General features: G+C 63.0%; 19 protein-coding genes. 7 read left to right on the forward strand and 12 right to left on the reverse strand.

Going from position 1 to position 21,651, the window contains the following annotated elements; translation table 11 throughout:
- The first annotated feature begins 110 nt into the window (after positions 1 to 110).
- Positions 111 to 839 carry a phosphatase PAP2 family protein gene (locus tag V3314_RS25310; RefSeq protein WP_046616956.1) on the forward strand — a complete coding sequence of 243 codons (729 nt, stop codon included), beginning with the start codon at positions 111 to 113 and terminating at the stop codon, positions 837 to 839.
- Positions 840 to 1,276: 437 nt separating this feature from the next.
- Here V3314_RS25310 and groL read toward each other — a convergent pair whose 3' ends face one another.
- The 5 genes from groL to V3314_RS25335 all read right to left on the reverse strand — a co-directional run bounded on the left by groL (position 1,277) and on the right by V3314_RS25335 (position 6,029).
- Positions 1,277 to 2,917, reverse strand: coding sequence for a chaperonin GroEL (groL, locus tag V3314_RS25315; protein ID WP_013974091.1), 1,641 nt, complete (start codon positions 2,915 to 2,917; stop codon positions 1,277 to 1,279).
- 49 nt (positions 2,918 to 2,966) lie between these two features.
- Positions 2,967 to 3,260, reverse strand: a complete 294-nt coding sequence (locus V3314_RS25320; RefSeq protein WP_003260750.1) for a co-chaperone GroES — start codon at positions 3,258 to 3,260, stop codon at positions 2,967 to 2,969.
- Between the two features lie 322 nt (positions 3,261 to 3,582).
- Positions 3,583 to 4,044, reverse strand: coding sequence for an FxsA family protein (locus V3314_RS25325; RefSeq protein WP_046616551.1), 462 nt, complete (start codon positions 4,042 to 4,044; stop codon positions 3,583 to 3,585).
- Positions 4,045 to 4,111: 67 nt separating this feature from the next.
- Complete coding sequence (locus V3314_RS25330; RefSeq protein ID WP_046616549.1) at positions 4,112 to 4,843, reverse strand: HugZ family protein; 732 nt, start codon at positions 4,841 to 4,843, stop codon at positions 4,112 to 4,114.
- Positions 4,844 to 5,018: 175 nt separating this feature from the next.
- Positions 5,019 to 6,029: a DUF481 domain-containing protein gene (locus V3314_RS25335; RefSeq protein ID WP_338459774.1), complete on the reverse strand. Its 1,011-nt coding sequence runs from the start codon at positions 6,027 to 6,029 to the stop codon at positions 5,019 to 5,021.
- Positions 6,030 to 6,195: 166 nt separating this feature from the next.
- On the opposite strand from V3314_RS25335, the gene V3314_RS25340 reads away from it, so the two are divergent.
- Together V3314_RS25340 and V3314_RS25345 are read left to right on the forward strand one after the other, a co-directional pair.
- Positions 6,196 to 6,549 carry an MGMT family protein gene (locus V3314_RS25340; RefSeq protein WP_080958524.1) on the forward strand — a complete coding sequence of 118 codons (354 nt, stop codon included), beginning with the start codon at positions 6,196 to 6,198 and terminating at the stop codon, positions 6,547 to 6,549.
- A gap of 43 nt (positions 6,550 to 6,592) precedes the next feature.
- A complete protein-coding gene (locus V3314_RS25345) occupies positions 6,593 to 8,140 on the forward strand; it encodes an AmpG family muropeptide MFS transporter (RefSeq protein ID WP_046616544.1) in 1,548 nt (515 codons plus the stop codon).
- A 115-nt stretch (positions 8,141 to 8,255) separates the two neighbouring features.
- Here V3314_RS25345 and V3314_RS25350 read toward each other — a convergent pair whose 3' ends face one another.
- The 3 genes from V3314_RS25350 to V3314_RS25360 all read right to left on the reverse strand — a co-directional run bounded on the left by V3314_RS25350 (position 8,256) and on the right by V3314_RS25360 (position 11,157).
- A complete protein-coding gene (locus V3314_RS25350) occupies positions 8,256 to 9,500 on the reverse strand; it encodes an MFS transporter (RefSeq protein WP_046616541.1) in 1,245 nt (414 codons plus the stop codon).
- Positions 9,501 to 9,715: 215 nt separating this feature from the next.
- Positions 9,716 to 10,558 (reverse strand): mechanosensitive ion channel family protein, encoded by an 843-nt coding sequence (locus tag V3314_RS25355; protein ID WP_046616540.1) that lies wholly within the window; start codon positions 10,556 to 10,558, stop codon positions 9,716 to 9,718.
- Between the two features lie 113 nt (positions 10,559 to 10,671).
- The gene (locus V3314_RS25360; protein ID WP_013974099.1) at positions 10,672 to 11,157 is read right to left on the reverse strand and encodes a YajQ family cyclic di-GMP-binding protein; all 486 of its coding nucleotides are present in this window, start codon (positions 11,155 to 11,157) and stop codon (positions 10,672 to 10,674) included.
- Positions 11,158 to 11,257: 100 nt separating this feature from the next.
- Between V3314_RS25360 and V3314_RS25365 the strand changes: the two genes are divergently transcribed.
- Genes V3314_RS25365 through V3314_RS25375 form a run of 3 tightly spaced genes read left to right on the forward strand, consistent with a single transcriptional unit; the run spans position 11,258 to position 14,812 of the window.
- Positions 11,258 to 12,175, forward strand: coding sequence for a putative 2-dehydropantoate 2-reductase (locus V3314_RS25365; RefSeq protein WP_338459776.1), 918 nt, complete (start codon positions 11,258 to 11,260; stop codon positions 12,173 to 12,175).
- A gap of 38 nt (positions 12,176 to 12,213) precedes the next feature.
- On the forward strand, positions 12,214 to 14,244 hold the full coding sequence (locus tag V3314_RS25370; protein WP_046616537.1) for an ATP-binding protein: 2,031 nt from the start codon (positions 12,214 to 12,216) through the stop codon (positions 14,242 to 14,244).
- 1 nt (position 14,245) lies between these two features.
- Positions 14,246 to 14,812, forward strand: coding sequence for a cob(I)yrinic acid a,c-diamide adenosyltransferase (locus V3314_RS25375; protein WP_338459777.1), 567 nt, complete (start codon positions 14,246 to 14,248; stop codon positions 14,810 to 14,812).
- Positions 14,813 to 14,955: 143 nt separating this feature from the next.
- On the opposite strand, the gene V3314_RS25380 is transcribed toward V3314_RS25375, so the two are convergent.
- The 4 genes from V3314_RS25380 to secA all read right to left on the reverse strand — a co-directional run bounded on the left by V3314_RS25380 (position 14,956) and on the right by secA (position 20,800).
- Positions 14,956 to 15,900, reverse strand: a complete 945-nt coding sequence (locus V3314_RS25380) for a Nudix family hydrolase (RefSeq protein WP_046616535.1) — start codon at positions 15,898 to 15,900, stop codon at positions 14,956 to 14,958.
- Positions 15,897 to 16,529, reverse strand: a complete 633-nt coding sequence (locus V3314_RS25385; protein ID WP_046616533.1) for a glutathione S-transferase family protein — start codon at positions 16,527 to 16,529, stop codon at positions 15,897 to 15,899. Before V3314_RS25385 ends, V3314_RS25380 begins: the two co-directional genes overlap by 4 nt.
- Before the next feature lie 144 nt (positions 16,530 to 16,673).
- Positions 16,674 to 17,891, reverse strand: coding sequence for a bifunctional glutamate N-acetyltransferase/amino-acid acetyltransferase ArgJ (argJ, locus tag V3314_RS25390; RefSeq protein WP_046616532.1), 1,218 nt, complete (start codon positions 17,889 to 17,891; stop codon positions 16,674 to 16,676).
- Between the two features lie 173 nt (positions 17,892 to 18,064).
- Positions 18,065 to 20,800 carry a preprotein translocase subunit SecA gene (gene secA, locus V3314_RS25395; protein WP_338459778.1) on the reverse strand — a complete coding sequence of 912 codons (2,736 nt, stop codon included), beginning with the start codon at positions 20,798 to 20,800 and terminating at the stop codon, positions 18,065 to 18,067.
- A gap of 388 nt (positions 20,801 to 21,188) precedes the next feature.
- Here secA and V3314_RS25400 point away from each other — a divergent pair, with 388 nt between their 5' ends.
- Positions 21,189 to 21,644: a DciA family protein gene (locus V3314_RS25400; RefSeq protein ID WP_338460333.1), complete on the forward strand. Its 456-nt coding sequence runs from the start codon at positions 21,189 to 21,191 to the stop codon at positions 21,642 to 21,644.
- Positions 21,645 to 21,651: the final 7 nt, after the last annotated feature.

A 21,651-nucleotide genomic window follows, 5' to 3' on the forward strand; every position in this document is an offset into this window, starting at 1 on the left:
CAGCCCCAGGGAAAATTCAGCGCACTTGACGGTTTTTTCACTGATCCTTCACGGACACAGGATAGCGGGCGGCCGACAATGCCCGATCTTTTTCGCGCCCTGGAGCCGTCATGCAGCAACCAACCCGCCCTCGCCCGATCAATTTCTGGCTGTACCTGGGGCTACCTCTGGCGACCGCGCTGGGCCTGATTCTGCTGGAACTGACCTCGGTCGACATGGACATTGCCAACCTGTTCTTCGACCCTGCTGCCGGGCAATTCATCGGCCGCCACAGCTATTTGCTGGAGAACATCCTGCATGACCGGGTCAAGCAGGGGGTGATCCTGCTGGGGGTGATGTCGCTGGTGACTTTTGCTGCCAGCTTCTTCTGGAAGCGCCTGTTCGGCTGGCGCCGTGAGCTGGGCTGCCTGGTGCTGGCGCTGGGCCTGTCCACGGCATTTGTCACGCCGCTGAAGAAAGTTACCCAGGTGCAATGCCCATGGAGCCTGACCCAGTTTGGCGGGAAGGAAACCTACAGCAAGCTGCTGGAGCCGCGGCCGGCGACCGACAAGCCCGGGCTGTGCTGGCCGGGCGGGCATGCCGCGACCGGGTTCTGCCTGTTCGGCCTGTTCTTCATGTTGCGTGATCGCAAGCCGCGCCTGGCGCGGGTGGCATTGACGGTTGCCTTCGTCGCCGGGTCGGTGTTGTCGCTGGGCAGGATGATGCAGGGGGCGCACTTCCTTTCGCACAACGTGTGGACGGCGGTGTTCTGCTGGTTGATCGGGTTGGGGTCGTATTACCTGATTCTGTACCGTCGGGGAATGGCTGAGGTGCCTGCTGCCGAGCGTAGCGTCGCCTGACCCAGGGGCCGCTTTGCGGCCCTTTCGCCGGCAAGCCAGCTCCCACAGGTACAGCGCAAGTCCCAGTGTTGGCGCAATCCTGTGGGAGCTGGCTTGCCGGCGATGGGCTGCGCAGCAACCCCAATGGCCCTCACAAGGCAAACGAAAAAGCCCCGACTCTCGCGAACCGGGGCTTTCTGGTGGTGCAGGGGGTAAGGCTGGCTTACGGCATGCCAGCATGCCTGCAGCATCGCCTGAACCAGGGGCCGCTTTGCGGCCCTTTCGCCGGCAAGCCAGCTCCCACAGGTACAGCGCAAGTCCCAGTGTTGGCACAATCCTGTGGGAGCTGCCTAGCCGGCGATGGGCTGCGCAGCAGCCCCAATGGCCCCAACAGGAAAAACAAAAAAGCCCCGGTTCTCGCGAACCGGGGCTTTCATGGTGCAGGGGGTAAGGCTGGCTTACATCATGCCGCCCATGCCACCCATGCCGCCCATGTCAGGCATGCCAGCAGCTGGCTTGTCTTCCGGCAGGTCGGCAACCATGGCTTCGGTGGTGATCATCAGACCGCCGATCGAAGCAGCAGCTTGCAGCGCCGAGCGGGTGACCTTGGCTGGGTCCAGGATGCCCATCTCGATCATGTCGCCGTATTCGCCGGTAGCAGCGTTGTAACCGAAGTTACCCGAACCTTGCTTGACCTTGTCAGCGACAACGCTTGGCTCGTCGCCGGCGTTGGCAGTGATCTGGCGCAGCGGCGCTTCAACGGCGCGACGCAGCAGGGCGATACCGACGTTCTGGTCTTCGTTGTCGCCTTTGAGGTTGGCAATGGCCGCCAGGGAGCGAACCAGAGCTACACCACCGCCAGGCACCACGCCTTCTTCAACGGCTGCACGGGTAGCGTGCAGGGCGTCTTCAACGCGGGCTTTCTTCTCTTTCATTTCAACTTCGGTGCCGGCACCGACCTTGATCACGGCAACACCGCCGGCCAGCTTGGCCAGACGCTCTTGCAGCTTCTCACGGTCGTAGTCCGAGGAAGTCTCTTCGATCTGGGCACGGATCTGCTTGACGCGTGCTTCGATCTCGGTGTCGGCGCCAGCGCCGTCGATGATGGTGGTGTTTTCCTTGGACAGGATGACGCGCTTGGCGTTGCCCAGGTGCTCCAGGGTAGCGGTTTCCAGGGACAGGCCGATTTCTTCGGAGATGACCTGGCCGCCAGTCAGGACCGCGATGTCCTGCAGCATGGCCTTGCGGCGGTCGCCGAAGCCCGGAGCCTTGACCGCAGCAACCTTGACGATGCCGCGCATGTTGTTGACTACCAGGGTAGCCAGGGCTTCGCCTTCAACGTCTTCGGCAACGATCAGCAGTGGGCGGCCGGCCTTGGCAACGGCTTCCAGAACTGGCAGCAGCTCACGGATGTTGGAGATCTTCTTGTCGACCAGCAGCAGCAGCGGGCCTTCCAGCTCGGCAACCATGGTGTCCGGCTTGTTTACGAAGTACGGCGACAGGTAACCACGGTCGAACTGCATGCCTTCCACGACAGACAGTTCGTTCTCCAGGCCCGAGCCTTCTTCAACGGTGATCACGCCTTCTTTACCGACTTTTTCCATGGCTTCGGCGATGATTTCACCGATGGAGTTGTCGGAGTTGGCAGAGATGGTACCTACCTGGGCGATGGCCTTGGAGTCGGCGCATGGCTTGGACAGGTTCTTCAGCTCGGCGACGACGGCAGCGGTGGCCTTGTCGATGCCGCGCTTCAGGTCCATAGGGTTCATGCCGGCAGCAACGGCTTTCAGGCCTTCGTTGACGATGGCCTGAGCCAGGACGGTAGCGGTGGTGGTGCCGTCACCGGCTGCGTCGTTGGCCTTGGAAGCAACTTCCTTGACCAGCTGGGCGCCCATGTTCTCGAAGGCGTCTTTCAGCTCGATTTCCTTGGCAACGGAAACGCCGTCCTTGGTGATGGTCGGCGCGCCGAAGCTCTTGGCCAGCACCACGTTACGGCCTTTCGGGCCCAGTGTCGCTTTTACCGCGTCAGCCAGAACGTTGACACCTACCAGCATTTTCTTACGAGCGGAATCGCCGAATTTTACGTCTTTAGCAGCCATGATCGTTTAATCCTTGGAATTTCTTTGGAGTAACGGGAAGTCGTGGAAATCAGCCTTCGATAACGGCGAGGATTTCGTTCTCGGCCATGACCAGCAGGTCTTCGCCATCGACTTTCACGGTGTTGCTGCCCGAGTAAGGGCCGAAAACCACTTTGTCACCCACTTTCACGGCCAGCGCGCGAACTTCGCCGTTGTCCAGGATGCGACCGGTGCCGACGGCGACGACTTCGCCGCGGTTTGGTTTTTCAGCGGCCGAACCCGGCAGGACGATACCGCCAGCGGTTTTCGATTCTTCTTCGCTGCGACGGATGACGACGCGGTCATGCAGAGGACGAAGCTTCATTGTCGATCTCTCCCAAATAGTGGTTTTCATCGGCCGGTGTCGACACCGGCGGTTTGATGCAGTCCGGCGTTGCCGGGGGTGATCCGCAATGGGCGAAGCACCTGTGTAATGTCTGGTGTCGCCACCAGAAACCTTGCGGTGACCACTACATGAGGCCGTCATATTCAATTACAAGGCTTGCTTCAGAAAATTTTTCATTAGCCTGAAAAGCTTGGGGCCGCTTCGCAGCCCTATCGCGACACAAGGCCGCTCCTACAGGGGTTCGCATACTCTGTAGGAGCGGCCTTGTGTCGCGATAGGGGCGCGAAGCGGCCCCCGGCTATTACTTGTCGCGGCGCTCGTACTCGCCTTCGATCACGTTCGGGCGATGCCCGCCATCGTGCGGCCGTGCCTGGAACGGGTCGTCCTGGAAGGCACGCTGGCGCATGGCCTGAGCCTCGGCACGCTCGCGCATCTTGCGCGCGGCCAGGTGACGGGTGAATGGCAGCAGGCACAGCAGGCCCAGAACGTCGCTGATGAAACCTGGCAGCAACAGCAGGCCCCCACCAACGGCCAGCATCATGCCCTGGAACATGTCCTCGGCGGGCAGTTCGCCACGCTGCAGGCTTTCACGGGCGCGCAGTGCGGTAGCCAGCCCGGCCACGCGCATCACCAGCACACCCAGGGCGGAGCCGGCGATGATCAGCAGCAGCGCCGGGAAGAAACCGATGGCGGCACTGACCTTCACGAAGACGAACAGCTCCAGCACGGGAAACAGGAGAAACAGCAGTAGAAAAGCACGCATCAAAGCAATCCTCGTTGGAAGACAACCTTCCTGTAAGACCAACAAATGGATGCGTGAGCTCGGCTTTTCAACCCTCGACTTCCGTGGCAACCGGCCACTTGTCGGCGCGAGCCAGCAAAACCAGGGCTTCGCGGACTTGTGTCGGCGTGTTGCAGTTACTTGGGAAAGGCAACCAGTACACCGCCTGGCCGATACGCAGGTGCATGCCTTCGCTGTCTACACCGACCATCTGCGCGGGTGCATGGCGTGGCAAATCGCTCAGCTCCACATAATGGGCTATCGCGTTGGCGTGGTCGTTGTTCATGTGCTCGACCATGCTCGTCTCGGCCTTGCCGGCGAACGGGTTGGCCAACGTCACCTGGTCGAGCCAGTGGATTGCGCCGAAGCCGCCAATGTAGCGGTGACGTACCGGCTGCAACACCCAGAAGTCGAAGTCGTGGGCCTTGTGGTAGTTGGCCGCGTCCGGGAAATAGCGGTAGTAGCGCTCGGCGGCAGCCTCGATGACGGCCTCATCCACCAGCTTGTGGGCCTCGGCCATCACCGTCAGCCGCCCCACGGCCTGTACGTCCTCGGCTTCGCGTTCGCCCACCAGCAGCGAGCACTTGGGGTCCTTCAGCAGGTTGTGGGTGTGCTGGGCGATGCGGCTGATGAGGATCAGCGGGTTGCCCTGGGCGTCCAGGCAATACGGTACAACAGAGCCGAAGGGGTAGCCGGGCATCGACTTGGAATGGGTCGAGAGTACGCCGCGGTATTCCTTGAGTAGCAGCTCCCGGGCGGGGCGGATGGCATTGGTACTCACTTGGGGGCGGCTCCTGATATCGGACTGGATGAGACAAGATAAGCATTATCAGATCCAGTGCCAATGGGCCTGCTTTGCAGCCCATCGCGACGCAAGGCCGCTCCTGCAAGGGATCGCGTACATCCTGCAGGAGCGGCCTTGTGTCGCGAAAGGGGCGCTACGCGCCCCCGGCGGTTCACCAGGTAACGCCGAAGCCTGCGGTGTAACGGGTCTTGTCCAGGTCACTGTCCCGCGTACCAGTGATTATGTCCTTTTCCGCCTTGAGGTTCAGCGAGGCCCACTCGGTGACCTTGTAGCGCAGGCCAACCTCGGCATCCAGCGCGTAGTCGGCCACGCCACCCAGCGGCTTGGCGAACTCGCCGTTGGTGAACAACTGCACGTTCTTGCCAATCAGGTAGCGGGTGTAGTCCCACTTCACCGCCGCGGAATAGAAGTTGTCCTTGGCGCCATCCTGGTATTCGAAGTCGGTACGGTTGATCAGCGAACCCAGCGAGAACGCGCCCAGCTCGTTGTCCCAGAACTGGTAACCCGGGCCGGTACCCACGGTGCGCTGGCGGGCGAGGTCTTCGATGCGGTCGCGCTTGTACTCCACGCGCCCCTGCCAGAACCACTTCTCGGTGAGGAAGCGGTCCAGGGCGTACTCGGCACTCCAGTTGTCGGTGGTGGTGACGTCGTCCTTGGTCTCGCGGTTGTATTCGCCTTCGGCGTTGTGCCGCCAGCGGCCATGGCGGGCACTGGTCTTGAAGCCGACGTCGTAGTCGTCGGTGTCGTTCTCGGCGCGCTTGTAGTCCAGGGCCACGTCGACGTTGCCCTTCCACACGAAATCCTCGACCAGTGGCTTGGGCTTCATGATCTGCTCGATGCTGGCCAGCTCCACGGTCTTCGGCGCCTCGCCATTGGCCAGGGTCACCTTGCCGGGCTCGGCGGCCTTCAGCGACTTGGCGCGCTCACCGCTGTAGGCGTCCTGCTTGACCAGCATCTCCTGGTCGCTCTCCAAGGTCTGGACCTCTTTCCAGTCCAGGGCGATGGAACCGCCATAGGGGGTTTCCAGCAGCAGCTTGCCGCCATCGAATACTTTGATCTTGCCGCTTAGCCGATCACCGTTCTTCATCCACACGGTGTCGGCGAACACCGGGGAGGCGCACAGGGAAGCAGCAAGCAGGCACAACAAGGATCTAGAATTCATAAGCGGGCTATGATTTGCGGAGTACGGGTTCGATTTGACGAAAAAAGCCGGGCATTATCCAGATAACCACGACCAGAGCAAGGAAAGACCGGGAGCATGCCGTTGAGTTCAACTCTCATTTGCCAGACCGCCGGTCCGGTTTCATCTGCAGCCCAGTGGGTGCCTGATGTCTGACGGATATGAGCACGCCCTCGACTCCGCCGAGGGCCGACGAACGGCGCTGTATTCGGTACTCGGCCAAGTGCCCGCCGGCAAGGTGGTCAGCTATGGCCAGCTGGCCGAGCTGGCGGGGCTTGGGCGGGCGGCACGCTGGGTCGGGCGCACCCTCGGGCAACTGCCCACGGACACTCGCCTGCCCTGGCACCGGGTGCTTGGCGCTGGTGGCCGGCTGAGCCTGGCACTGGGTACCCCATCGGGGGATGAACAACGGGCGCGACTGCGCGCGGAGGGTGTGAATGTAACCAACAATCGTGTGGATATGACGCGCCATGGCTGGCGCCCGATGGAGCACAGCGGTTAGAGTGCGCGCTTTGTTTTCGCAAACTTGAGGCAGATGTTGGCCCATGCCCCGTAAAACCTGGCGCGCTGCGCTTGCTGCCTATGCCAGCCCGTCAACCTTGGTACTTTTGCTGCTCGGCTTCGCTGCCGGTCTGCCCTACATGCTGGTGTTTTCCACCCTTTCGGTGTGGTTGCGCGAAGCCGGCGTGGCCCGCGAGACCATCGGTTACGCCAGCCTGATCGGCCTGGCCTACGCCTTCAAGTGGGTATGGTCACCGCTGCTCGACCAATGGCGCCTGCCGCTGCTTGGCAGCCTGGGGCGTCGGCGTTCGTGGCTGCTGCTGTCGCAGGCACTGGTGGTGGTCGGGCTGGTCGGCATGAGCCTGTGCGACCCGCAGCAGCACCTGTCATGGCTGATCGCCCTGGCGGTGCTGGTGGCCTTCGCTTCGGCCACCCAGGACATCGCCGTCGATGCCTACCGCCTGGAAATCGCCGACGACCAGCGCCAGGCAGCGCTCGCCGCCAGCTACATGGCCGGCTACCGCGTGGCGGCCCTGCTGGCCACGGCAGGCGCACTGTTCTTCGCAGAGTGGTTCGGCTCCACCGGTTTCAGCTACCTGCACAAGGCCTGGGCCGGCACCTACGTCATGTTCGCGGTGATGATGCTGCCCGCCGTGTTCACCACCCTGATCATGCGCGAACCGCCCGTACCCATGCGTACCCAGCTGTCGGCAGCGCGCTATGGGCTGGTGCACCAACTGGCCTCTGTGTTCGTGCTGATCATTCTGCTGGTGTCGGTACCGGCCAGCTTCACCCAGATGTTCAATACCGGCTGGTCCAGCGTCATCTCCGGTGATGCCACGCCACTGGACCTGCTGCTGGAAGACCGCGCCTTCCTGCGCCTGATCCTCTATGTGCTGCTGACCTGGGCGTGCCTGTCGAGCCTGGGCCGTCGGGGCCTGGCGCCGGTGCTGACCCCGGTCAACGATTTCATTGCCCGCTACCGCTGGCAGGCCTTGCTGCTGCTCGGCCTGATCGCCACCTATCGCATGTCGGACACGGTGATGGGTGTGATGGCCAACGTGTTCTACATCGACATGGGCTTCACCAAGGACCAGATCGCCAGCGTCAGCAAGATTTTCGGCCTGATCATGACCCTGGTCGGCGCCGGGGTTGGTGGCCTGCTGATCGTGCGCTTCGGCATCATGCCGATCCTGTTCATCGGTGGTGCGGCCTCGGCGGGTACCAACATCCTGTTCCTGATGCTGGCCGACATGGGCCCGAACCTGCAGATGCTGGTGGTGACCATCTCGTTGGACAACTTCAGCTCAGGCATGGCCACCTCGGCCTTCGTCGCCTACCTGTCGAGCCTGACCAACCTGAAGTTCTCGGCTACCCAGTACGCGTTGCTCAGCTCGATCATGCTGCTGTTGCCAAGGCTGATCGGCGGGTATTCGGGGGTCATGGTGGAGAAGTTCGGCTACCACGACTTCTTCCTGATCACTGCCCTGCTGGGCGTGCCGACCCTGATCCTGATTGCCCTGCAGTGGCGCCAGGAGGCCGGGCCGGGCAAACCGGTGGCAGAGGAAGGTTCGGCGGCCGAGCGGCCCTGACAGGTTTGTATTGCCTGTACCGGCCTCTTCGCAGCACAAGGCTGCTCCTACAGAGCTGTTGTGTATCTGTAGGAGCAGCCTTGTGCTGCGAAGAGGCCGGTACAGGCAATGAAGTTTACTGAGCAACAGCCCCCTCACCAGGCCGTCTACCCACCACAAACCACAGTGGCCAAAGCGCCAAGGCCCCCGCCACACCCGCCGCCAGGGCAAAGTGCAACAAGCTGGCCCCGGCGCCAATCATTGCCAGCACCGCCCCACCCAGCCCCAGCAAGGCGATGGTGATCATCCCCAGCATGGCCGAGACGAGACCCTTGCTCTGCTCGCTGGCGAACAGCGTCATGCGATACAGCACCGCGTTGGCCACGCCCAACCCCAGCGCGTACAGCGACATGCCCGCCACCACGCTGGTCACGCTCGGCCAGTGCCAGGTCGCCAGTACCATCAGGCAAAGGCCGGCCAGGTATGGCCACAACGCACCCCGCACCAGCGTTGGCAGCGGATAACGGTCGGCTATGCGGTTGATGATCAGGTTGCCCAGAATCAGCCCGCCAAACACCGGCAACTGCCACAACGCGTACTCCATGGTGCTCAGCCCCTCGTCGTGGATCAGCAGCACCGGCGACAGGCCGATCCAGCCAATCAGCGGCAGACCGACCAAGCCCAGGGCCGCGCTACCAGCGACAAAGCGGCGGTTGGCCAGCAACTGGCCGTAACCGGCCAGCAGCGGCAGCAGATGGATCGGCGTGAATGCCAGGCGCGAGCCATCGCGGCGTTCCACGCCAAGGGTTTCCGGCATCAGCCGGTACAGCAGCAGCCACGCCAGAACCGCGCCAATGGCAAAGGCCACGAACAGCCAGCGCCAGTCCAGCCACTGCAGCAGCAAGGTGCCCACCAGCGGCCCGAGCAGTGGCGAAAGCAAGGCGATGTTGGCCAGCAGCGCCATCATGCGCACGGCGTCGGCTTCGCTGAAGGCTTCGTTCAGGGCCGGGTAGCTGACCGTGACCACGAAGCCCAGGCCGATGCCCTGCAGCAGGCGCAGCAAGTTGAACAGGCCAATGTCGTGGACCCAGAAGGTGGCCATGCAGGCCAGGCCGAAGAACGCGCAACCACTCAGCAGCAACGGGCGCCGGCCATAGCGGTCGGCCAGCGGGCCGATCAGCCATTGCAGCACCACGCCCCCCAGCAGGTACAGGTTGAGGGCGTGGGGAATGTATTCGGGGCTGGCGTTCAGATCGCCGACCACCACCGGCATGGCCGGCATGACGGCATCGCTGGCCAGGTAGGTGAGCAGCTCGAACAGGGCCAGGGTCAGGCCGAACAGCAAGGCGCGCAGTGGGGTGATGTACAGCAGTGGTTTCATGATGGCGTATCGGGTGTGGCAGCTGGGGTCAGGCTATATGCCAGAAATGTCGGGGTATTGCTGTGAACAAGTGTAAAAAAACTGGGGCCGCTTCGCGCCCCATCGCCGGCAAGCCAGCTCCCACAGGGTTATCACAGTCTTCAGGCCTGTGTTGTACCTGTGGGAGCTGGCTTGCCGGCGATGGGGCGCGAAGCGGCCCCGGCTTCAACGCGGTATTACTGCGCTGCAGTCTCCTGCACCACACGAATCACCCGCTGTGGGAACGGAATGTCGATCCCTTCGGCCTTCAACCGGTCACGCGCATGCTCGTTGAGCATGAACATCACATCCCAGTAATCGGCGGTCTTGGTCCACAAGCGCAACGATACGGTGATAGAGCTGTCGCCCAGGGTCGCGACCACCGCCTGCGGCGCCGGGTCGGGCAGCACACGAGGGTCCTGCGCCAGCTCCAGCAGCACGTTACGGGCCTTCTGCAGGTCGGCCTCGTAGTCCACGCCCACATCGAACACCACCTTGCGCGTCGGCTGGCGGTTGGTGTTGGTGATGATGCCGTTGGACAGGCTGCCGTTGGGCATGATCACGGTCTTGTTGTCACCGGTGCGCAGCACGGTGTGGAAGATCTGGATGCTGTCGACGGTGCCGGCCACGCCTTGCGCCTCGATCCAGTCACCGATGCGGAACGGGCGGAAGAGCAGGATCAGCACACCACCGGCGAAGTTTGCCAGGCTGCCCTGCAACGCCAGACCGATGGCCAGCGTGGCACCACCAATCGCAGCCACGAACGAAGTGGTCTCAATGCCGATCATGGAGGCAACGCTGATCGCCAGCATGACCTTGAGGATGATGTTAGCCAGGGTGCGGATGAAGCCCTGCAGCGCCGGGTCTTGTACGCGCAAACCCACCAGCCTGGCGAGTCGATCACTGACCACGTTGGTAAGCCACCAGCCGATCGCCAAGGTCAGCAGTGCCAGCAGCAGGCGGCTGCCGTATTCCATGATCAAGGGGACCCAGGTCTGCGATTGGCGGACCAGCTGATCGACTTCAGCGTTCAAATCCATATTCATCTCCTGATGCCGCACGGCATGTACACGTATAGCAGGCCGCCGTAGGTTCGGCGGCCATGACCCCCATGGACATCATTACGCCATCGGGGTTCCGGACAACCCTGCGATCAGTCGCGGAAGTTGTTGAACTGCAGCGGCATGTCGAATTCCTTGGTACGCAGCAGGGCAATGGCCTCCTGCAGGTCGTCACGCTTTTTACCGGTAACGCGTACCTGCTCGCCCTGGATGGCGGCCTGCACTTTCAGCTTGGCATCCTTGATGGTGGCGACAATCTTCTTCGCCAGGTCCTTGTCGATGCCTTCGCGGAACTTGGCTTCCTGTTTCTTTTCCTTGCCCGAGGCGTACGGGTCCTTGGTTTCCAGGCACTTCACGTCGATCTTGCGCTTGACCAGCGCCAGGCGCAGGATTTCCAGCATCGCTTCGAGCTGGAACTCTTCCTCGGCGGTGAGCATCACGGTCTGCTCTTTGTCCTTGAACTCGAAGGTACCCTTGCCCTTGAGGTCGTAGCGGCGGTCCAGGTCCTTGATGGCGTTGTCGACCGCGTTCTGCACTTCGTGCTTGTCCAGTTCCGATACCACGTCGAACGAAGGCATGGTTGTTCTCCCAAAATAAAAGCGCGCTCAGGCTGAAGATGGAGCGCGCTGGGTTTGACGGTTAAAATGCGGGCTCATTATAACGGGTTGCGAAACGCATATGAGCAGCACCTGGCATATTCTCGGCGCCGGTAGCCTGGGCAGCCTGTGGGCTTGCCGCCTGGCGCGCGCGGGCAAGGCAGTACGCCTGATCCTGCGTGACGGGCAACGGCTGCAGGCCTATCAGCAGGCCGGCGGCCTTACCGTGGTCGAACAGGACCAGCCCCGCCACTACGCCATCCCCGCCGAAACCGCGCAGGCACACGGCCCGATCCATCGCCTGCTGGTGGCCTGCAAGGCCTACGACGCCGCCCCGGCCATTGCGGGCGTCGCAGCGCGCCTGGCCGAGGGCGCCGAAGTGGTGCTGCTGCAGAACGGCCTGGGCAGCCAGGACGAAGTCGCCGACCTGGTGCCCCACGCGCGCTGCATCTTCGCCTCCAGTACCGAAGGGGCGTTCCGCGAGGGTGACTGGCAGGTACGCTTTGCCGGCCACGGCTTCAACTGGCTGGGTGACCCACGCAACCCGACGATCCCGACCTGGTTCGATGACCTGCACGAGGCCGGCATCCCCGCCGAGTGGACGGTGGATATCCTCACTCGCCTGTGGCGCAAGCTGGCACTCAATTGCGCCATCAACCCGCTGACCGTGCTGCACGACTGCCAGAACGGCGGGCTGCTGGGGCACCTGGGCGAAGTTGACGCCCTGTGCGCCGAGCTGGCCCAGCTGCTGCGCCGCTGTGGCCAGCCAGAGGCGGCGGATGGGCTGGACGAAGAAGTACAGCGGGTTATCCTCGCCACGGCTGCCAACTACTCTTCCATGTACCAGGATGTACGCGCTGGCCGGCGCACCGAGGTGCACTACCTGCTTGGCCACGCCTGCCGCGCCGCCGACCGCCACGGCCTGCAGTTGCCAGAGCTGGAACGCCTGCTGCGGCACCTGGTCGATAACCTGCGCGGGCGTGGTTTGCCCTGCGACTGACGCGGCCCTTTCAACCGGATACGGACATTGCCTAGCCCATGACCTTGCGCCAACGCCTGGAAAACCTCCCGGTCGGGCAGAAGCTGCTGGCAGCCCTGCTGGTGTTGCTGGTGACCATCCTGCTGGTGGCCAACCTCACCTTCATCAGTGCCGCCTACTGGATCACCCAGGAAAGCATGGCGCCACAGGCGCTGCACACCATCGGCCGGCTGGTGGCCAACCCGCAGCTGGCGGCCCGCGCCGGCGATAGCCCGGACACCGCCAGCGCCCTGCTCAAGGAACTGGACAGCTACACGCCGCTGCGCGCCGCCGCCGTCTACGGGGGTGACGGCCGTATACTGGCGCAACTGCAACACGGCGAGCCGCTGGCGCTGCCCAGGCGTTTTCGCGACATCGACGGCTGGCGCCTGATGGAGTTTCGCAGCACCCAGCTGATCCGCATGCCACGTGACGCCAACCCACCCGCGCACCTGCTGCTGGTGGCCAGCAGCGAACTGCCCACGGCCTTTTACACCGGCACCCTGAGCGCAAGCCTGGGCATCCTGGTATTCAGCATCCTGCTGTGGATAATCATCGCCCGGCAGATCAAACGCCTGATCACCCAGCCGATCAACCAACTCGAAGAGCTCAGCCGCCAGGTCACCCGCGAAGAGAGCTATGCCCTGCGTGCGCAGCGCGGCAACGACGACGAAATCGGCAGCCTGGCCGAAGCGTTCAACACCATGCTCTCGCGCATCGAGGCTCGCGAACAGCAGCTCAAGCGCACCCGCGACGAGTTCCAGGAAGCCTATGACCAGGCCCAGGGCCTGGCCGAGGAAACCCGCCACACCAACCGCAAGCTGGAACTGGAAGTCCAGGTGCGCAGCAAGATCGAGAAGAAACTCACCGGTTTCCAGAACTACCTCAACAGCATCATCGACTCGATGCCCTCGGCGCTGATCGCCCTCGATGAGCAGCTCTACGTGACCCAATGGAACCACGAAGCCACGGTGCTATCCGGCACGCCACTGGACGAAGCGCTGAACCAGCCGATCTTCATCGCCTTCGAACCGCTCAAGCCGTTCTTGCCGCAGTTGAAGGAAACTGTGGAGAAACACCGCGTTGCAAAGATCGAGCGGGTCACCTGGCCCAAGGGCGAAGACCTGCGCCACTACGCCCTGACCTTCTACCCGCTGACCGGTGGAGGCGGCCGTGGCGTGGTCATCCGCATCGACGACATCACCCAGCGCCTGTCGTTGGAAGAAATGATGGTGCAATCGGAGAAGATGCTTTCGGTCGGAGGCCTGGCCGCCGGCATGGCCCATGAGATCAACAACCCGCTAGGCGCGATCCTGCACAACGTGCAGAACATTCGCCGGCGCCTGTCACCAGAGCTGCCGCGCAACCAGGAGCAGGCCGAAGAACTGGGCATCGACCTGCCCACGGTCAACCGCTACCTGGAGAGCCGCGAAGTGCCGCAATTGCTCGACGGCATCCAGCAGGCCGGTGCCCGGGCGGCAAAGATCGTCACACACATGCTCAGTTTCAGCCGACGCAGCAACCGCCAACTGGCGCCGTGCGACCTGCCAGCGCTGATCGACCAGGCGGTAGAGATTGCAGGCAACGACTTCGACCTGGCCATCGGCTTCGACTTCAAGGGCCAGGCCATCGTGCGCCAGTTCGACCCCGAACTGGGGCCGGTGCCGTGCACGGCCAACGAACTGGAGCAGGTGCTGCTCAACCTGCTGAAAAACGCCGCCCAGGCTATTCACCAGCGACCACAGCCGAGCGAGCCTGGGCGCATCATCCTGCGCACCCGCTTGAGCCCGCCATGGGCGGAAATCCAGGTCGAGGACAACGGCGTCGGCATGCCCGAGGGGGTGCGCAAACGCACCTTCGAACCGTTCTTCACCACCAAGGAAATCGGCCAGGGCACCGGGCTGGGCCTGTCGGTCTCGTACTTCATCATCACCAACAACCACAAGGGGCAAATGGAAGTGCAATCCACGCCCGGCCAAGGTACCTGCTTCACCCTGCGCCTGCCCCTCGGCCAGCCGGCAGCGGTAGCGCCGGCCAAAACGGAGAAATGACATGGGCTACCGCCTGTCGAAGATCTACACCCGCACCGGCGACAAAGGCGAAACCGCCCTGGGCGACGGGCGCCGGGTACCCAAGGACCACCCACGGATCGAAGCGATTGGCGAGGTGGACAGCTTGAACAGCCAGCTGGGTTTGTTGCTGGCGGGGCTGGCCGAACAAGGATTGAGTGAAGTGAGCGTAGTGTTGGCACCATGTCAGCACCGCCTGTTCGACCTGGGCGGTGAGTTGGCGATGCCCAGTTATCAGGCGCTGAACCTGGCGGAAGTGGAACGCCTGGAAGCAGCGATCGATGTGTGGAATGAAGAGCTGGGGCCGTTGAAGAACTTCATCTTGCCCAGCGGCTCGGCGCTGGTGGCGCAGGCGCATGTGTGCCGTAGCCTGGCGCGCAGTGCGGAGCGGCGGTGCCAGCAGCTGAATGCGCTGGAGCCGTTGGCGGGGGTTGGGTTGGCGTATATCAACCGGCTTTCGGACCTGCTGTTTGTGGCGGCGCGGATCATTGGGCGGCGGCAGGGGGTGGCTGAGGTTTTGTGGCAGCCTGCTGAGAAACCAAAAGGCTGATATTTCTGGGGCTGCTTTGCAGCCCGTCGCGACACAAGGCCGCTCCTACAGGGGGTTCGCGATTCATTCAGGATTACGCGATTCCTTTGTAGGAGCGGCCTTGTGTCGCGAAGGGGCGCAAAGCGGCCCCAATTACAGGCGACTCAGATCTCGGGCCAGAACGCCCGGATGCCGGCAACACCCTGCGCCCCCGCTTCCCAGGCCTGTTCACGCTCGCCCGGCCCGACCCCACCCAGCAGGTAGACCGGCTTGTTGAAGCCGGCGATCAACCGCTGTGCCTCGTCCCACCCCAGCGGCACCGCCTCAGGGTGTGTCCGGGTTGCCTGCACCGGTGACAAGGTGACGAAGTCCACGCCCATCTGCTCCGCCAGCGCCAGCTCTTCGGCACTGTGGCAGGACGCCGCCAGCCAGCGCTCCTTGGGGAACGGCCGGCCGTTGGCGGCATACTTGCGCAGTTGTGCAGCCGTCAGGTGCCAACCCGCGGCAGGGAAGTCACCCAGCCACTCTAGCGGCCCCTTGAGCATCAGCTGCGCCTTGCCCGCGCACAGGCCGACCGCATCCACCGCCACATCGCGGTACTTGGGGTCGTACATGTCCGGGGCACGCAACTGGATCAGGCGAATTCCGCTGGCCACCGCCTTCTGGATGCCCTTGAGCATCTGCGGCACTTCCAGGCCATCTGGGGTGATCAGGTACTGGTCCGGCAGGCGCGCGGCTGCAACGATCGGCTTGTTGGCCTCGGGGAATTCGTACTGCGGCAAATCACGTGGGGCAACCCATTCCAGGGGTTGGCCCTCGGCGCCATGCGGCTCGCCGGTGAACGCCTGGACTTCGCGCACGTCCAGCAGCACCTGCTTGTCCGGGTAGTCGTGGCTGACCTTGATCAGCGCGCGCGAACGGCTCACCTCGATGCCCAGCTCCTCGCGCAGCTCGCGGGCCAGCGCCGCCTCGACGCCCTCACCCTCTTCCACCTTGCCGCCCGGGAATTCCCACAGGCCGCCCTGGTGCTGGGTATCAGCACGCCGCGCGATCAGAATGCGGCCGTCAGTACCGCGGATGACAGCGGCTACAACATGAATCCGTTTCACCCTTCACGCTCCGCCAGGCCAGCCTTCTGCCAGGCCTGGAAGGCCGGCCACTGGTAAATGGTTTCGATATAGGCCGCCGCCTCCGCAGGCACTTCCACGCGGTAAGTGCGCAGACGCACGGCCACCGGGGCGAAGAAGACATCGGCCAGGCTCGGCTTGCCGAACAGGAACGGGCCGCTGTCCTTGGCCACCAGGCGGCACTCGGACCACAGTGCAACGATACGGTCGATATCGATCTGAACCTCCAACGGCACGCTCTCCAGCGCCTGGTCGCGCGACAGGTCGAACGGCATGGCACCGCGCAAGGCGAAGAAGCCGCTGTGCATCTGTGCGCAGGCCGAACGGGCCTGTGCCCGGGCCGCCACGTCGGCAGGCCACAGCTGGGCGTCGGGGTGGCGTTCGTTGAGGTATTCGGCAATGGCCAGCGAGTCGGCGATCACACCGTGCTCGGTCTTGAGCAGCGGTACCTTGCCGGTGGCAGAGAAGGCGAGGATGCGCTGACGAGTGTCAGGCTGGTTGAGTTTGATCAGTGTTTCTTCGTAAGGCACGCCAGCCAGCTCGAGGGCCAGGGCGCCACGCAGCGACCAGGAGGAATACAGCTTGTCGCCGATGATCAGGTGATAGCTCATGGTTCGGCTCCATCGTTTGGGAATTTTGGGGCTGCTCTGCAGCCCTTTCGCGACACAAGGCCGCTCCCACATGCGGCGGTGTACGCAGGTCCTTGTGGGAACGGCCTTGTGTCGCGAAAGGGCCGCAATGCGGCCCCAATTACATCAGGTACGGTACTCGGCGTTGATCTTCACGTACTCGTGGGACAGGTCGGTGGTCCAGATGGTTTCGCTGCACTGGCCACGGCCCAGTTCGATGCGGATGGTGATCTCTTCCTGGGCCATTACCTTGGCGCCCTGGTCTTCGGTGTAGCTCGGGCTGCGGCCGCCTTTGCTGGCAATGCACACGTTGTCCAGGTACACATCAATCAGGCTCACATCCAGCTCCGGTACGCCGGCACGGCCGACGGCAGCGAGGATACGGCCCCAGTTGGGGTCTGAAGCGAACAGCGCGGTCTTGATCAGCGGCGAGTGGGCCACGGCGTAGCCGACGTCCAGGCACTCCTGGTGGTTACCACCGCCGTTGACCTGCACGGTAACGAACTTGGTGGCGCCTTCGCCATCACGGACGATGGCCTGGGCTACTTCCATGCACACCTCGAACACCGCCTTCTTCAGCGCTTCGAACAATGCGCCGCTGGCTTCGGTAACTTCCGGCAGGTTGGCCTTGCCGGTGGCGATCAGCATGCAGCAGTCGTTGGTCGAGGTGTCGCCATCGATGGTGATGCGGTTGAACGACTTGTTGGCGCCGTCCAGCATCAGGTCCTTGAGTACCGCTGGGGCAACCTTGGCGTCGGTGGCGATGTAGCCGAGCATGGTAGCCATGTTCGGGCGGATCATGCCTGCACCCTTGCTGATGCCGGTGACGGTAATGGTCACGCCATCGTGCTGGAACTGGCGGCTGGCACCCTTGGGCAGGGTGTCGGTGGTCATGATGCCGGTGGCGGCTTCGGCCCAGTGGTTTTCCGACAGGTTGTCGAGGGCGGCCTGCAGCGCGCCTTCGATCTTCTCGACCGGCAGCGGCTCACCGATTACGCCGGTGGAGAACGGCAGTACCGATTCGGCCGGTACGCCGGCCAGTTCGGCCAGCTTGGCGCAGGTGCGCTCGGCGGCGGCCAGGCCTGGCGCGCCGGTGCCGGCGTTGGCGTTACCGGTGTTGGTCAGCAGATAGCGCACGGTGCCCTGCACACGCTGCTTGGACAGGATCACCGGCGCTGCGCAGAAGGCGTTGAGGGTGAACACGCCAGCCACGCTGGAGCCTTCGGCGCAGCGCATGACCACCACATCCTTGCGCCCCGGGCGCTTGATGCCGGCGGAAGCAATGCCGAGTTCAAAACCCGGAACCGGGTGCAGGGTGGGCAAAGGACCAAGACCAACAGCCATTAGAGCGCTCCTAGAAAATACGGTTGATATCGAAAAACGGGGCCGCTTCGCGCCCCATCGCGACACAAGGCCGCTCCCACATAGGACGGCGCAGCGTTGCGGCTGTGCGCTATCCCTGTGGGAGCGGCCTTGTGTCGCGATAGGGCCGCACCGCGGCCCCAATTCAGGTCAGATCACTCGATCTGCCCGTGGCAATGCTTGAACTTCTTGCCCGAACCACACCAGCACGGCTCGTTGCGGCCCAGCTTCTGCTCGTTGCGCACCGGTGCCGAGGCAACGGCCACTTCGGCGCCCTCCTCGTTCAGCTGCTCGCTTTCCAGGCCCGGAGCAGCGGCGTGCTGGAACTGCATGCGGCTGGCCAGTTCCTCGGCCTCGCGGCGCAGGCGGGCTTCCTCTTCGACCGGGTCTTCGCGGCGTACCTGAACGTGCGACAGCACACGGATGGTGTCGCGCTTGATCGACTCGAGCAGCTCCTGGAACAGGCTGAAGGATTCGCGCTTGTACTCCTGCTTCGGGTTCTTCTGCGCATAACCACGCAGGTGGATACCGTGACGCAGGTGGTCCATGGTCGACAGGTGGTCTTTCCACAGGTCATCCAGCACGCGCAGCAGGATCTGCTTCTCGAAGGTACGCAGGGCTTCGATACCGGCCTGGTCTTCCTTCTCGGTGTACGCGGTGGTGATTTCGTTCAGCAGCTTCTCGCGCAGGGTCTCTTCGTAGAGGTGATCGTCCTCGTCGAGCCACTGCTGGATCGGCAGCCTCATGGCGAAATCGCTGGCAAGCGAAGCTTCCAGACCGGCCACGTCCCACTGCTCTGGCAGCGACTGCGGCGGAATGTGCTGGCTGATGGTAGCGTCCAGTACCTCCTTGCGGAATTCGACAATGGTGTCGCCAATGTTCTCGGCGGCCAGCAGGCTGTTGCGCATGTGGTAGATCACCTTGCGCTGCTCGTTGGCCACGTCGTCGTATTCCAGCAACTGCTTGCGGATGTCGAAGTTGCGGCCTTCGACCTTGCGCTGGGCCTTCTCGATGGCGTTGGTGACCATGCGGTGCTCGATGGCCTCGCCGGACTGCATGCCCAGCGCCTTCATGAAGTTCTTCACCCGGTCAGAGGCGAAGATACGCATCAGGCTGTCTTCCAGCGACAGGTAGAAGCGGCTGGAGCCCGGGTCGCCCTGGCGGCCGGAACGGCCACGCAGCTGGTTGTCGATACGACGCGACTCGTGGCGCTCGGAAGCGATCACATGCAGGCCACCCGTCTCGATCACCTGCTGGTGACGCTTCTGCCAGTCGGCCTTGATCTGGGCGATCTGCTCGGCGGTCGGGTTTTCAAGGGCAGCCACTTCGGCTTCCCAGTTACCGCCCAGCAGGATGTCGGTACCACGGCCGGCCATGTTGGTGGCGATGGTCAGGGCACCTGGCGCACCGGCTTGCGCGATGATCTCGGCTTCCTTCTCGTGATACTTCGCGTTGAGCACCTTGTGGTCGATACCTTCCTTCTTCAGGAGGTTGGACATATGCTCGGAGGTTTCGATGGTCGCAGTACCCACCAGCACCGGGCGGCCCTGCTTCATGCTTTCCTTGATGTCGGCAATGATCGCGGCGTATTTCTCGTCGGCGGTCAGGTACACCAGGTCGTTGAAGTCTTTACGCGCCAACGGCTTGTTCGGCGGAATGACCATCACGTTGAGCCCGTAGATCGACTGGAACTCGAACGCTTCGGTGTCGGCGGTACCGGTCATGCCGGACAGCTTGGTATACAGGCGGAAGTAGTTCTGGAAGGTGGTCGAAGCCAGGGTCTGGCTCTCGGCCTGGATGTTCAGGTTCTCTTTGGCTTCGATGGCCTGGTGCAGGCCTTCGGACAGACGACGGCCCGGCATGGTACGGCCGGTGTGCTCGTCGATCAGCAGCACCTGGCCGTCCTGGACAATGTATTCGATGTTGCGGTGGAACAGCTTGTGCGCGCGCAGGCCGGCGTAGACGTGGGTCAGCAGGCTCAGGTTATGCGCCGAGTACAGGCTCTCGCCCTCGGCCAGCAGGCCGGACTGGGTGAGCATCTCTTCGATGAACTGGTGACCGGCTTCGTTCAGCTCGACCTGACGGCTCTTCTCGTCGATGGTGAAGTGGCCTTCCTGGGTAACCTGGCCTTCGACCTCTTCGATGTGCTGGGTAAGGCGCGGGATCAGACGGTTGATCTCGATGTACAGCTTGGAGCTGTCCTCGGCCTGACCGGAGATGATCAGCGGGGTACGCGCTTCGTCGATGAGGATGGAGTCGACTTCGTCGATCACGGCGAAGTTCAGTTCACGCTGGAACTTCTCGTCCTGGCTGAACGCCATGTTGTCGCGCAGGTAGTCGAAACCGAATTCGTTGTTGGTGCCGTAGGTGATGTCGGCCGCGTAGGCGGCGCGCTTTTCTTCCGGCGGCTGGAAGGCCGAGACGATGCCAACCGACAGGCCGAGGAACTCGTAAAGCGGGCGCATCCAGTTGGCGTCGCGGCGGGCCAGGTAGTCGTTGACGGTGACCACGTGCACGCCCTTGCCGGACAATGCATTGAGGTACACGGCCAGGGTACCGACCAAGGTCTTGCCTTCACCGGTACGCATTTCTGCGATCATGCCCTCGTGCAGGGTCATGCCACCGATCAGCTGCACGTCGAAGTGGCGCATGCCCATCACGCGCTTGCCGGCCTCACGAGCCACGGCGAAGGCTTCAGGCAGCAACTGGTCCAGTGTCTCGCCTTTGGCCAGGCGCTCCTTGAACTCTGCGGTCTTGCCCCGCAGTTGCTCGTCGGAGAGGGCCACCATCTTCTCTTCGAGAGCATTGACGATGTTCACCGTCTTGAGCATGCGTTTGACTTCACGCTCGTTCTTGCTTCCAAAAAGTTTCTTTAACAAAGGCGCAAACATATCGGCAGGATCTTCCACACGTAGGGATGGAGGGCGGCCCCATGAGTCGCCCGTGCAGCCCTGAGGCCGCATGCGAACGAGCATTCTACCCGGAAACGATGGTGAGGAAAGTGGTGGATTTCCACGATGCTTGTACAGCGTTTTGGCGGGGGCTTGTTTTAGATAGGGGCATTTTCCTTGAGTTCAAGGTTCGGGAAGATGAAACGTATCGAGAATGAGTCTTGTCTTTGTTATCTGTGCCGACCTCTTCGCGGGTAAACCCGCTTCCACAGGATCATCTACACACTAGGGCAGTGCCGTACCTGTGGGAGCGGGTTCACCCGCGAAGAGGCCAGTGCAGGCTGTGGAGATGTTAGACTGCGGACCATGTAATCTCATGCGTACCCCCATGGCCTACAAACCCTCCCCCGCCCAGCCGCCCTCGGCCCTGCTTCGCCAGGTACGCCCGCTGCGCCTGCTGCTGAACCAGGCCGAACGCCTGGAGCACCTGCAGCGCCTGCTGGAAAGCCAGTTGCAACCGGCTGCCCGCGAGCACTGCCATGTGGCGTCGTGGCGCGATGGCACATTGTTGCTGGTGGTAACCGACGGCCACTGGGCAACCCGCCTGCGCTATCAGCAGAAACGCCTGATGTCGGCATTACAGGCCATGGAAGCGTTGGCCAACCTCAGGCGCATCCTGTACAAGGTCCAGCCCCCGCTGGTGCCAGCCAAGCGTGGTGGCCATGCTGCGGAACTGTCCAATAACGCAGCCGAAAGCCTGCTCGATACGGCCGAGGGCATCACTGACCCAAGGCTGCGCGCAGCACTGGAACGATTGGCCGCCCACGCACGGAACAAGCCATAAAAAAGGC

Origin of the sequence: Pseudomonas sp. TE3-3-F2023 (assembly GCF_036784815.1) — a bacterium.
GTDB lineage: Bacteria > Pseudomonadota > Gammaproteobacteria > Pseudomonadales > Pseudomonadaceae > Aquipseudomonas > Aquipseudomonas pudica.